This window comes from Kiloniella spongiae (assembly GCF_001026905.1).
Taxonomy (GTDB): Bacteria; Pseudomonadota; Alphaproteobacteria; order Kiloniellales; family Kiloniellaceae; genus Kiloniella; species Kiloniella spongiae.
Map to the genome: position 1 here is coordinate 1 of NZ_LAQL01000019.1, position 12,896 is coordinate 12,896.

Annotated in this window: 13 protein-coding genes; 5 read left to right on the forward strand and 8 right to left on the reverse strand. The window is 44.4% G+C overall.

Annotated elements, in window-relative coordinates:
- Window positions 1–259 precede the first annotated feature (259 nt).
- On the forward strand, window positions 260–874 hold the full coding sequence (locus WH96_RS19050; protein ID WP_047765834.1) for a 2-hydroxychromene-2-carboxylate isomerase: 615 nt from the start codon (window positions 260–262) through the stop codon (window positions 872–874).
- A gap of 34 nt (window positions 875–908) precedes the next feature.
- Here WH96_RS19050 and WH96_RS19055 read toward each other — a convergent pair whose 3' ends face one another.
- The 3 genes from WH96_RS19055 to WH96_RS19065 all read right to left on the reverse strand — a co-directional run bounded on the left by WH96_RS19055 (window position 909) and on the right by WH96_RS19065 (window position 4,134).
- Window positions 909–1,607, reverse strand: a complete 699-nt coding sequence (locus WH96_RS19055; protein ID WP_047765835.1) for an MOSC domain-containing protein — start codon at window positions 1,605–1,607, stop codon at window positions 909–911.
- A gap of 137 nt (window positions 1,608–1,744) precedes the next feature.
- Entirely contained in the window at window positions 1,745–3,091 is a 1,347-nt protein-coding gene (locus WH96_RS19060) for a dihydroorotase (protein WP_047765836.1), read from the reverse strand.
- Complete coding sequence (locus WH96_RS19065) at window positions 3,088–4,134, reverse strand: glycosyltransferase (RefSeq protein WP_047765837.1); 1,047 nt, start codon at window positions 4,132–4,134, stop codon at window positions 3,088–3,090. Before WH96_RS19065 ends, WH96_RS19060 begins: the two co-directional genes overlap by 4 nt.
- Before the next feature lie 496 nt (window positions 4,135–4,630).
- Between WH96_RS19065 and WH96_RS19070 the strand changes: the two genes are divergently transcribed.
- Window positions 4,631–5,656, forward strand: coding sequence for a glycosyltransferase family 9 protein (locus WH96_RS19070; RefSeq protein WP_053006143.1), 1,026 nt, complete (start codon window positions 4,631–4,633; stop codon window positions 5,654–5,656).
- A gap of 38 nt (window positions 5,657–5,694) precedes the next feature.
- On the opposite strand, the gene WH96_RS19075 is transcribed toward WH96_RS19070, so the two are convergent.
- Together WH96_RS19075 and WH96_RS19080 are read right to left on the reverse strand one after the other, a co-directional pair.
- Complete coding sequence (locus tag WH96_RS19075) at window positions 5,695–6,498, reverse strand: glycosyltransferase family 2 protein (protein ID WP_047765838.1); 804 nt, start codon at window positions 6,496–6,498, stop codon at window positions 5,695–5,697.
- Window positions 6,499–6,528: 30 nt separating this feature from the next.
- Entirely contained in the window at window positions 6,529–7,497 is a 969-nt protein-coding gene (locus tag WH96_RS19080) for a glycosyltransferase family 9 protein (protein WP_047765839.1), read from the reverse strand.
- Window positions 7,498–7,676: 179 nt separating this feature from the next.
- On the opposite strand from WH96_RS19080, the gene ygfZ reads away from it, so the two are divergent.
- Window positions 7,677–8,570, forward strand: a complete 894-nt coding sequence (ygfZ, locus tag WH96_RS19085) for a CAF17-like 4Fe-4S cluster assembly/insertion protein YgfZ (protein ID WP_047765840.1) — start codon at window positions 7,677–7,679, stop codon at window positions 8,568–8,570.
- A complete protein-coding gene (locus WH96_RS21605) occupies window positions 8,567–9,130 on the forward strand; it encodes a GNAT family N-acetyltransferase (RefSeq protein WP_053006144.1) in 564 nt (187 codons plus the stop codon). The genes ygfZ and WH96_RS21605 overlap by 4 nt, the downstream gene beginning before the upstream one ends.
- Here the strand turns inward: WH96_RS21605 and WH96_RS19095 are convergent.
- The 3 genes from WH96_RS19095 to WH96_RS19105 form a co-directional block, all read right to left on the reverse strand.
- Window positions 9,099–9,431 carry a DMT family transporter gene (locus tag WH96_RS19095; RefSeq protein WP_047765841.1) on the reverse strand — a complete coding sequence of 111 codons (333 nt, stop codon included), beginning with the start codon at window positions 9,429–9,431 and terminating at the stop codon, window positions 9,099–9,101. The two genes, WH96_RS21605 and WH96_RS19095, sit on opposite strands and share 32 nt — an antisense overlap.
- Before the next feature lie 78 nt (window positions 9,432–9,509).
- Window positions 9,510–10,736 carry a Card1-like endonuclease domain-containing protein gene (locus WH96_RS19100; protein WP_047765842.1) on the reverse strand — a complete coding sequence of 409 codons (1,227 nt, stop codon included), beginning with the start codon at window positions 10,734–10,736 and terminating at the stop codon, window positions 9,510–9,512.
- Window positions 10,733–11,683, reverse strand: a complete 951-nt coding sequence (locus tag WH96_RS19105) for an ArgK/MeaB family GTPase (protein ID WP_047765843.1) — start codon at window positions 11,681–11,683, stop codon at window positions 10,733–10,735. Before WH96_RS19105 ends, WH96_RS19100 begins: the two co-directional genes overlap by 4 nt.
- Before the next feature lie 168 nt (window positions 11,684–11,851).
- Here WH96_RS19105 and WH96_RS19110 point away from each other — a divergent pair, with 168 nt between their 5' ends.
- Complete coding sequence (locus WH96_RS19110) at window positions 11,852–12,796, forward strand: class I SAM-dependent methyltransferase (protein ID WP_047765844.1); 945 nt, start codon at window positions 11,852–11,854, stop codon at window positions 12,794–12,796.
- The last annotated feature ends 100 nt before the right edge of the window (window positions 12,797–12,896 follow it).

The window sequence follows — 12,896 nt, forward strand, 5'->3', positions numbered from 1 at the left end:
TATCAGAAAAAACTACAGCAATATGTATGATTTTTATATTGATTATATAATTTATTTATTTTTAATTTTAGGTACTTACAAAAATCGCCTCGCATTGACGTCTCATAGAAAAGAAACACTTAAAATCCTTGTCTATCGAACAAACCAAGATCACTATCCTTAAAGAACAAAGCACCCTCAAATAGCAAAATGACAACACGGCACGCGATACAAACCATATAGATACTGGGCTTGAACATAACCACTGGACTGAACACACATGAGAACTATTGATTATTATTATTCAACACGATCTAACTTTACCTATCTGGGTGCCGCTCGTTTAAACGCCCTGGCAAAAAAATATGATCGTAGAATTGTTCACCGTCCCATCATATTGTCAGTCACCATGCCCGCAATTGGTGGCCAACCTTTTGATGATCGCCCGACGATGTTACGCAATTACGCAATGAATGATGCGCTACGTTGGGCAGAATATCTGGGCATTTCGTTACAACGAGAGCCAATCCATCATGATGGCCCGGTCGAACTGCCCTCTGGTATTGTCATCGCAGCCCAACGGGCAAAAGAGCGCGGAGAAATCGGTGATCTGGACTTACTCAGTCTCAAGGTCGTGGAAGCACTTTGGCGGGATGATCGTAATATCGCTGATGAGAAGGTTGTGACAGAACTTTGTGAAAGTGCAGGTTTTGACAATGTTACGAGCCTCATAGAAGAAGCTATATCACCCGTCATTCAGGCCGAACTAGAGCGCAATTGCAGAGAAGCCATCATGCGCGGTGTGATTGGCGCCCCAACCTACTTTGTTGATGGTGAGAACTTTTACGGACAGGACCGACTGGACTTTGTCGAACGCGCCCTAGAAAGTTTGTAAACAAGGCTTTTAGACGAACAAAACAAAGTCGCTTTCAAACTGGCGTTTGCAAACGCGGGTTCCAGTCTTCTACCTCTAGACGCGACAGACGCTTCTGTGCCAAATCTTGCCAGTTACTCGCCAATTCTTTCAAGGATACCAGCGCCTGCAAGTTTTCTTGGTTGAGGGTATCGACATAGAGAACATTTTGAATGCGCGCCAAACTCCAATCGGGATTAGGTTGATCAATCAGGGTTAGCTCATCCCCTTGCTTGACAAAACCTTCTTCCAAAACACGATAATACCAGCCTGTACGACCAGATTTCTGAACCGCAGCCGCCATTTTTGGAAAACCGAAACGGACATTAAGTTTCCAACAGGGTTGACGCCCTTGGGCGACTTGAACAGTCGCAGATCCAAAACGGAAAACATCCCCGATGCAGATATCTTTTTCCTGTAAGCCTGTTGTCGAGATATTTTCCCCAAACCCGCCAACGTTTAAAGAGACCGTATCAATTTCCGGAAACTCATTTGTCCACACACTGTAATGATCCCGTGGATAATGATGCAGTGCCTTTTCCGGACCACCGTGATGTCTCGGGTCGGCTTGTTCGTCACCGGCAACCCCCAGCTTTGTCACTTTCAAAGAGCCTGAGACTGGTTTCTTTGCGATTGCACTTGGTTGTCCCTTAGGGCCAAAGGGTACGGACTTTCCCGTCAGAATATGCTCGAGAATATAATTCTGATTTGTCATGGATGCAGTCTCAATTTCAGATACTAATAGATTAGAATTTAAAAGTTAGTCAAAGAAAGTTATTGGGGCAAGATCAAACAAAGGCTTGAAAAATCAATTCCAAGCCTTTGTTTTAATATTCATATTCAACAGTTTGATCAGGAATTTTTAGCCGGTTCAGTGTCTGTAAAGCGAACAGGTTTCCCCTGAGGATCACCAATCAGCTCGCCGTCTTTCATAACAACCGACCCACGGATAATCGTGGCCATCGGCCAGCCTTTAACCGTCACACCTTCAAAAGGAGACCAGCCACATTTATAAGCCAGCCAATCTTTGCTGATGGTTTCTTCCTTGTTCATATCAACAATTGTGAAATCCGCATCAAACCCACAGGCGATACGGCCTTTACCTGCAATGTTATAGATACGTGCCGGTCCCGAAGCCGTCAGATCAACCAAACGTTCAAGCGACAGGTTCCCCTTGTTCACATGATCCAGCATCAAAGGCATCAGCGTCTGTACTCCTGGCATGCCCGATGGCGATGCCGGGTAAGGCTTTTGCTTTTCTTCCAGTGTATGTGGCGCGTGATCTGATCCCAACACGTCAACAATGCCGGTACGAATACCTTCCCACAGACCCAGGCGATGCTCTTCATCCCGAATTGGCGGGTTCATCTGGGCAAAGGTACCAAGCTCTTCATAACACCCAGGTGCGCTAAGTGTCAGATGCTGTGGTGTGGTTTCAACCGTCACCAAATCTTTGTTTGCCGCAAGGATCGGCATTTCATCTTTACTGGTTACATGTAGCACATGCACACGACGACCAGTCTGACGGGCAAGACGACAAATCCGGGTTGTCGCCAGAACAGCCGCCTCCGGATCTCTCCAGACCGGATGCATCGTCGGTTCAGCACCATCACGTACCAACGCAAAGCGCTCTCTCAACCGATTTTCATCTTCGGCATGTACCGGACAGCGGCGTGTTCCGTTTTTCAGGACCTCAACCAGCAGTCCTTCTTCTTCGACCAGAAGGCTTCCGGTAGAAGAACCCATGAAAATCTTGATCCCGGCACAACCCGGAAGCTTTTCCAGCTCGCCAAGTTCATCCACATTCTCTTCGGCGGCACCAATAAAGAAAGCATGGTCGGTCCAAGCCCTGTTTTCACAGCGGGCCAGTTTATCGGCAAGCTCAACAGGACCGAGAGTATTGGGGTTTGTATTCGGCATCTCAAAGATGGCAACAATACCACCCAATGCCGCAGCAGCCGTGCCACAGGCCAGATCTTCTTTGTGCTCTAACCCTGGCTCGCGAAAATGGACCTGGGTATCAATGGCACCGGGCAATACATGTTGCCCTGTCGCGTCATATTCTTCCCTAGACGTCGCGCCTTCTAGATTGCCAAGAGCAACAATGCGTCCCGCCTTCACACCGACATCAATTTTCTCTGTACCGTTCGGCGTAACAACATCACCGCCTTTAATGATCAGGTCGTAGCTCTCGCTCATGAAGCAATCCTTTTTTCTTGCGCTAATAATTTACCAAAGAGGCCGATGTAATTTTGCACACATGCCTCTTCGGTATAGTCTTTTTTATAGGTCTCAAAGCCAGCAGCCGTCAGGCGCTCGGCCAAACCTTCCTCATCCATCATTCGAGTGATAGCAGTTGCCATCCCCTTATAGTCATCAACAGGTACCATAAGTGCATCATAATTGTCAGTGGCCATTTCTTCCGGCCCGGCGGTTCGTGTCGTCACCAACGGCGTTTTTGTTGCCCAGGCCTCAATCATAACAGACCCAAAAGGTTCAAACCGCGAGGGGAAAACGCAAATATTCGCCGCAGCCAATAAAGCACCACGATCATTGCGCCAGCCCAAAAACCGAACCCGATCAAACACACCAAGATCTTTTGCCAAGACCTCAAGCTCTTCACGTAGAGGTCCCTCACCAGCAATCCATATGTAAGGACGACTTTCTATTTGAACGGCGCGCAACAGTACATCAAAAGCCTTGTTTTCATGCAGCCTTCCCAAAGACAGTAGAACAGTCGCATCCTCTGGTGTATTCAGATCCGCTCTGGAAACTGGAGCAGCACCAACATCTACAGAGGCAAAATTCGGAACATGGTGTGATTTCTCGGCTGGCCAGCCAACGGACGTCAAATAGTCCACGATATCCTTGGTATTGCCTATTAGATGATCACAGTGTTTATAATTCTTGAGCTTGTAATAACCACCTAAACGGGCGATGTGCAAAAAATCACCTTTAGGGCACAGGGATGTAGCTCTATTCATAAAGGTCATGACCACATCAGGCCTGAATTCTTTGATTTTCTGCTTTAGCCCTTTTCTGGTTTTAAAATCAAAAAGCTTACCAAAGGGAAGAACCAGCGCTTCAATCCCCGCAGATTTGAATAAATTAACACGATTATCATTTTGCCGAAGAGCAGCCTGGGTTTCGATACCAGCACGGTGAAGAGCGAGTGTTATATGCGTATAGAAGGTTTCGGCGCCGCCTTCCCCTCCTGCTCCCAATACCAATAAAACCTTCACCTTGTTGGTTCTCCTCGGTTAACACAACGACACGATCCACCACCTCGTACGGGTGCCGGAACGATTCATGGGCCACCAGACCATTCATAGACATGTGCACAAATAGACATGTCGAAATGAACATCAGGTAATTAAAGTTCTCTCTTTACCGGAAATCTTCACAAAAACAAACTGCAACCCAGCAATTAATAGGAAATAACTTGCCATCGTATAAAGAAAGAATTTTTGTGACTAAATTGAGACCAACACACAAAAATATGATTCCCAAAAAAATTTCCGCTAAACTACGACACTATAAGGTTTTCATAACACTATTTTCAGATTACACCCTTAGCAACACTACTTATCCTAAAAGTGTGCTATTATTGCTGTTTTAGAATTTTGGCTGTTTTAAAAATTTGGCGAAGCCATACGCTTCCACAGATAACTGTACCAACCAAATTAACCTAGCTAAATTAACAGTGTGTTCGAATAAACAAACGTACATGGTAGAAGCATGACAGTTGAACGCCCTGACATAACAACAGAAGACCCTGATCTCGTTGCTTTTGATAACGAGACCGATGTCACAGAAACCTTGCCAACATCAGGGAATCCTAAACGTGTTTTGGTCATTAAACTGTCAGCCTTTGGTGATTTCATTCTTTCCATACGATCGTTCCAGGCCATTCGGGCACATCATCCAAACGCCGACATCACTTTATTAACGACAAAGCCCTACGTGGCACTCGCTAAAACCAGCGGATGTTTTAATTCTGTGCTTACAGACAGCAAACCGAAAATTTATGAAATACCATCGATTTTAAAACTACGTAAAACATTGCGTTCACACAAATTCGATCGCGTTTACGATTTACAGCGCAATGAACGAACAGGTTTTTATTACAAGCTGTTTCCAGCAACAAAGCCCGAATGGGTTGGAAATGTTCGCGGATGTTCACATTATTACGAAAAGCCAACCGAGGGTATTTTTCATATCTCTGTCAGAGAAAAAGCACAACTTGCCGTCGCTGGAATTACAAATATCCGCCTTCCCGATTTATCCTTTATCAAAGCAGATGTCGAAGATCTTGCCTTGCCAAGATCATATGCCTTACTCGTGCCTGGTGGCGCACCACACCGTCCTGAAAAACGCTGGCCCGTCGAACGGTATTCAGAACTCGCGGATCATATGACCCACTTGGGGATTACGCCGGTTATTATTGGTACCAAAGCAGAACGTACAGAATGTGATCAAATCAAAACGACATGTTCAGCAGCGGTTAACCTCTGCGGAAAAACAAGTCTGGAACAAATCGCGGTTATCGCAAGAAAAGCTCAATTCTCTGTTGGGAATGATACCGGGCCAATGCATTTGATTTCTGCGGCGGGCTGTCCTGTTATTGTCCTTTTCTCAAATGCTTCAGACCCTAATAAAATTTCCCCTATTGGCCCAGATGTAGAGATCATACAGGTTGACGATTTACAGGATCTTGAACTTGAAAAAGTTGCCGCAGTCTTGCCGGCATCAAAGATGCGTTAACGTCATTACCAAAGCTCAAAAAGCTGCCGATACACTGATTATTGCGACGACAACTGTTCTACCTCATATCGAGCCTTGATATGGGAAACCATTGGATAAAGCGCGGCAAAGGTTGCAATAAGAAAACCATAGCCGCCTTCACGATACCCCTTCCGGCTTATAAAACAGCGCCAAAAACGACTTAATATACGACGTGCATTATGCGGCATGGTTCCGATTTCACCACTATCAATCAAATCCTTTGCTCTGGCGGTGGTGTAGGAATCAAAACGGCGGATCATATCAGAAATATTGTTATCCACGTAATGGAGTAACCTGTTTTCCAATTTGACGCCTCTACGCGCCCCATCTTTCCAATGCAACTTAGGGTGCACGCGATCATTCCCCCATCGCTTCACACCCTTTCTGCATAAACAAGAAGCAGAAGCTTTTCCAAACTGCGCCCCCCATCCGTATCGGACAAGATTACCGCCGATATAATTATCAACCGGGATTAAATAATAATCCGCATCATCCCGCTGGATCGTTGATCTGATTTCCTCGGCCAATTCAGGGGATATATGTTCGTCAGCGTCAATTTCCAAAACCCATTGCCCGCGACACATATCATTGCCTGTATTTCGTCGATCCCCTTCTATCGGCCAACCACCCTCTACGATACGATCCGTATATTCCAATACAATACCTTTTGATCCGTCAGTACAACGATCAAGAACAACAACAATCTCGTCACAGAATTTAACACGTTCAAGACAATCACGAATACGCGCTTCTTCATTATGAATAACAAGCAATGCCGATAATTGAATATCAGTTTTGGGCGTATTATCTTCTTTCAACATATATATTTCCCATACACTGGCGAAAACTCGTTATAAAGCAGGGCCATTATTTTGTCCCCGGTTATAGAGTTTCTCTGCAGCAGTAACAACAGTATCAACCGTAAGAGATTTCATGTAACTCTCTGCACCATGCCTATAATTATAATTTGGATGGTTGATGATTTCCCGATAACTTTCCGGGGTTCGAACGCAAGCACAATCGCCCCCCCAAGGATGATAACGCCATTCGGGACTAGGCCCAAACAACCCCAGAGTTTTCACCCCGGCAGCAGCAGAAAGATGCATCAATCCTGAATCATTGCCAACGAAAAGATCACTACGTTTCAGGCAAGCCGCAGCAGTAACCAGATCATGACCAATAAGATCAATTACCCGATTTTTCGGCAAGGACGTTAATACAGACGCAATCTGTTCTCTTTCGTGTGGCGCAGCAAGTACAACAAGACGCGCATCCGGTAAGATACCTCCCGGTCTAATCAAAGCTTGTATTAATTGACAAAACTTCTCTACTGGCCACTGCTTACCGCTCCAGTTTGCAGCAGGACCGATTGCAAGAACTTCAGTGCCAGTCGGGATTAGTTCCGCAGCCTTTTTCTCATGACTATCGCCAGTCCAAATAACCGGAGAAGGCGGCTCCACACTATCAAGAACTTCGGACAACTCAACAACGCGGTGAACCTGCCCATCTTTAGATGAATGGACCAGCCGACGTTTTGCCGACAGAAAATAACTAATGCCCGTGCCACGCATATCGACAACAACATCCCAGCGTTTTTTGACACATCGCCCCCACAGCTTTAGCCAATGGGCATGATATCTTAATTTAGAAACAGGAATAATTTCTTCCAGACCGGGCACGGCCTCATAGAGAGAAGCCACGATACTACCCGTAGCAACAGTAACTTTTGCACCGGGGTATTGATCTAACATTGATTGTAAGACACCATTTGATAAAACGGCATCACCAATTCTGTTAGAGGTAATAAAGAGTATTCTCAATGCAGCTATTCCAGCAATGGACCCAAATAAGTTTTAGATGATTTATAGTAAGCTTACTCTTTCATCAACACTTCTAACAGCTTATATATCACACGATATACTTCAGATCGGATGGTAATTCCGGTAACCGCCCCAAATATTCAGTATACAAAGATTTGTTCATAGAGATTGAAAAAAAAATGAGTGATATTATTGCAATAAAACTTGAACATCGAACTGTCTTAAAGCTGGATGGCGACGAGCTCATTCCCTTTTTGCAGGCCGTGATAACGCAGGATGTCAGTCAGGTAACGCCCACAAAATCTGTCTGGTCTGCATTATTGACACCACAAGGTAAATTTCTTCACGATTTTTTTGTAACATCATCCCCCGACGGAGGTCTCTTTCTCGATTGTGAAAAAGAACGAGCTGCAGATCTTTTACGTCGCCTTAAGCTTTATAAAATGCGCTCAAAAGCAACACTTGAACAAACTGGTGATGAATATACAGTCCTTGCATTACAAGGCGATGATCTATGCATAAGGCTTGGAATTCCGGCAAATAAAGGCGCCAGTAAAGAATTTTTTGGCGGCTGTATTTATATTGATCCCCGTCATCATGCTCTTGGTGCAAGAGCCATTATTCCGACTGAGAACCTTACCACGTTCATAGAAGAATACGCCCTTAAAGAGAGCACCCTTGAGAATTACGATCAAGCAAGGGTCGCCCTTGGCATTCCCGACGGTAGTCGCGACCTGGAAGTCGAAAAGTCAATCTTGCTGGAAAATGGCTTCAATGAACTCGGCGCGATTGATTGGGATAAGGGTTGTTACATCGGGCAGGAACTTACTGCCCGCACCAAATATCGCGCCCTCATAAAGAAGCGTCTGGTACCGGTGAAATTAACAGGCTCGTTACCAGTGGTCGGTACAGACATCACCAACGTCGGCAAAAATGTTGGTATCTTGAGATCCCTTTATGGTAATCAAGGCTTGGCGACATTAAAAATTGATGCCCTTGGTTCAGATCAATTACTCTGCGGTGACGCAAATGTAACCCCCGAACTTCCAGATTGGATAGAAATCACCTCATGATAAAGCTTGATCAACAGTTCAAGCAAAATCCAGTAACCAATAATGATACTTCATCACTCATTGAATTGGTAAGATCATGTTATGAAGAATACATCGATCAAGGTGTTGTCTTTGATATCCATGAAGAAACTGAACTTTTAGAATCTGCGTCGTATTTTGAGAACCACAATGGCGAACTATTAGGAATCAACACCACAAACGAACCAACACAATTAATCGCAGTTTGCGGCTACATAAAACCAGACTCTAGTTTGTCAAAAACCCCTTTGATGGAACTAAAAAAACTCTATGTCGCACCAGAATATCGGGGATATGGCCTTGCACAATATCGAGTGAATAAAATAATTAAAGAAGCGACTAATCGACATATTGCAGAGCTGTTTCTTTGGACCGACACTCGCTTTACCAAAGCACACCAATTGTACAAAAAACTTGGTTTTAGCAAACAAAAAACAACGCGTAAATTATCAGATAAAAGTCATTCAGAAGAATTCTGTTATCGCTTACTGATAAAAAATAACCAATGCATTAATGCCCGGAAGCATTCGAAATTAGGTTAAGGATCAAGACACCACCTATGATCATTGCAATCCCGACAACACCAGCGAGATCCATCTTCTCACCATAGATTACAATGCCAAGCCCAGCGGTCAGGACGATACCAGCACCTGACCATACGGCATAGGTTACGCCGATAGACAGTTGTCTGGTCACGATCGACAACAGATAAACTGCAATCAAATAGCCGACAACAGAAACTGAGGTCGGTAAAGGTTTGGTAAAACCATCCGCTGCTTTTAGGGAAAGCGTGGCAATGACTTCGCTCACAATTGCGATTGCCAAAATGAAATAAACGGACATGGGATTTAGCCTTTAGGTAAAAAGGTAGATCAAGATAAAAATGCGTCTGCCAGTTAGATCATAAAGTTATCCCTAGAACTAGTTTGTTTGCGGCACTTCGATCCAGTTTTCGAGAAAAACTCTTAATTTTGCGATATCCGGCCAACCGGCAACCACCTCTATATGCATCTGTTGCGCGCGTTCGCGATCGTGATCTGGCAACGCCCGATAACTGAAAATAGCCGTTTTACTCGCTGGTGCACCTAAATCTTTCAACCAATCTAGTTTATAAAGCATCGTACTCGACGGACCAGAAGGATGAGAGCTGGGGCTAAAATATCCAGTTTTGCACTCGATAAGATAGAGACGATTATTACAAAGAAACGCTATATCAATCTCGTTTCGCGATCCCGTTGGTGATTCAATATTGACACCACTGGCAACGTCACCAATCTGCACGGGATAGCCCTGTTCGGCCCAGTCATGTTTGATTTGATTGATAACAGCATAACCATAAAGCTCAAACCATCCTCCCCTCAAAAACCTGGCTGCATCCTGTCCCCTGAACACTAAGTGATGCTTTTTCCATTCAAGCAAACCTGTTTCGCAAAAACAGTCCACCAGTTTCATAAAATTATGATTTTTATATAGCTTATGTGAAACAGGACCAGCTTGATAATAACCTTCGGTTTCCTTTGCCCTGCTCATATATCCATTAAAAGCCCCAATGACCTCTGAAAACTTCTTAACATTTTCGGCCATTTTCTCGCCAAGTAATATTTGTTTTTCATTGAGATCATGACGAACCGGGTGTGGCGGAATAATTTTAAATCCATTTCCGGATAAAACATCTTCAAGCGATGCGTTATCAGGAATATCTAGGGTCAATCTTTCCTCGCCATTTAACCACACAATACGATCGTTACTTGTATCCACCAAAAATGCTGGCAGATTATTACGTATAAAAACGGATACGGCAGCAAGACTAAGCGCTTTCCCTCCACCAGACGCGTTAAGTACAGCCAATTGTTTTTCTTCAGGAGAGAGAGTTTCGAACACAGCAGAAATTTGCCCAATAAGGGAAGAAATCTCAATGGGGTCAAGGCCGTCATCAATCGTATGAATATCAACGACAAGTCTATGATCAACAAGCGTGTCTTTGAGGTAACGTGCCTGTTCCAGATGCCCCGTCCCACAAAGAAGTAACACACGTTTTGGTGGGAAAAACCGACTTTCCGAAATGTTTGCCAACGCCGGATTTAAGTTTGGCAAATTGGTATCTGATACCAGACAGATATGAACAGGCCCTGATCCAGTATCAATCATCCCGTTATCACAAAACCAAGTTTATTATTCATTTGCCCCAACAGATCGAATGGAGAACATAAATTTAAATCGCCCGGCAAAAGTTTTGTTTTACGGATAAAATCGACGCCTTTATGCCCAAAGTTATCTCTCAAACCTTCAAATAACCAGTGCTGAGCTTGCCTTTGGCGCCTTACAGAAAGCTCTCCTTTTTCCTGTATCCATTGATAGTGCTGGTCAAGGGTAGATATAAAATCTTGAATGCCATCCTGATTCGTAACCGAAAGAGATAAAATTTTAACATCCCACTCATCCATGCGCGAGGAAGCCAAGGATAAAGCTCCGCGTAAATCTGCTTTTGCTCTTTCTGCCGTTTTCCCCAAATCCGCCTTAGTCACCACCGCTATATCGGGGATTTCAGCAATACCGGCCTTCATAAACTGTAAGGAATCGCCTGATCCCGGTTGAACACAGAACACGATACTATCCGCAACACTGGATATATCGGTCTCTGACTGCCCGACCCCCACAGTCTCAATCAAGACGATATCAAATACGGCACGCATCAGGACCATTGCCGCAGTTGCATGATCAGCCAGCCCCCCCAATCTTTGCCGCGCAGCCATCGACCGTACAAAAATACCCTGATCTTCCGGATCGGTAGAAAAACGAACCCGATCCCCTAAAAAAGCTCCCCCAGACTGTTTTGAGGAAGGGTCAATTGCAATAACACCGACAGTTCTTCCCTGTGTACGATAGAGGGAAATCATTTCAGATAATAAAGTCGATTTTCCAACCCCCGGGGGGCCCGTAATTCCAATGACCTGCGCACAGGGTTGCGCATAGCACTCACTTAAAAGAGGCAGCATTTTCTCATAAGACTGTTCTAGTCCGGAAAGCGCACGCGAAAAAGCCAACTTGCCACCTTGCCGAAGCGATGCCAGATCCGGCGCCACACACTCTGTCATGATATCCAATGTGCCCTTTATTCAACTCTGCAATACGTAATGCTAGCAAAAGCAATCTAAATCAGCATTAAATAACTACCGCTTTTATTCATTTCATTATAGATTCCATAAATAATAAAAATGCATCCGCACCAAACAACCACTCCTTAAACAAGAAAAAGGTATCGGATGCTAAAAACATGGGATGCCAAAAGAACAAAGAATAAAGAAAGGCTGGGGATGAAAGAAGAACAAGAGCTTAAATATGGTGACGAAAACAATCTTGTTGAGAAAGTCGCAAGCCTGCTTAAGGTCAATATCGCACACCTGAGCGACAGCACAAACACTCAAGATGATAAAAGAACATCTCAAAAACCTCCTTTCAGCGCACAGGATTTTTCTGTTTTTGATCACCTCCATTCCAGAGGACGTGCTTCTACACAAGAACTAAGCGAATATCTTTCCGCACATCCTGAATCCGAGCTGTTGGATATTGGCTGTGGCATTGGCGGCCCGGCACGTTTTATCGCCGAAAGATTTGTCTGCAAGGTTCATGGCATTGATCTGACAAAAGATTTTTGTGAAACAGCCATTTTACTAAACCGCCTTTGCGGTTTGGATAAACGGATTCACATCACTCACGGAAATGCCTGTGACATGCCCTATGACGACAATCATTTTGATACCGTCTGGACCCAGCACACATCAATGAATATCGCGGATAAAAAAGCTTTTTATTCTGAAATAAAACGCGTTCTCAAGCCCGGTGGCACTTTCCTGTTTCATGATATATTTTCCAACGACAGTCTAAAATCAGATGACGAGTGTCAAATACACTTGCCAGTCCCTTGGGCAAGTAGTACCGAACACAACCACCTGGTCGCTGGTGAAGCTATTCGGGATATACTGAAAGACCTTGGATTTCACCGGGAAATCTGGACAGACGTAACCGCAGAAACTCATCTGTGGTTTCATAACTATAGCGCAACAGGAAATGATCAAAACAAGTTATCAAAAGACCTTAATCCTGCACTTTTTATTGGTAAGGATTTCCCCGAGCGTGCCAAGAATTTAAAAAAGAACCTGGCATTAAACAAAATATCCGTCATTCAGGGCGTTTTTCGTAAAGGCTAACGTTTCTGCGATATTGCCACGAGAAAGAACAAGAAAATAACGAAGAAAAACAACATCCAAAAACAATGTTCCTATGAATAAAACCAAGAGAGAGCCATCA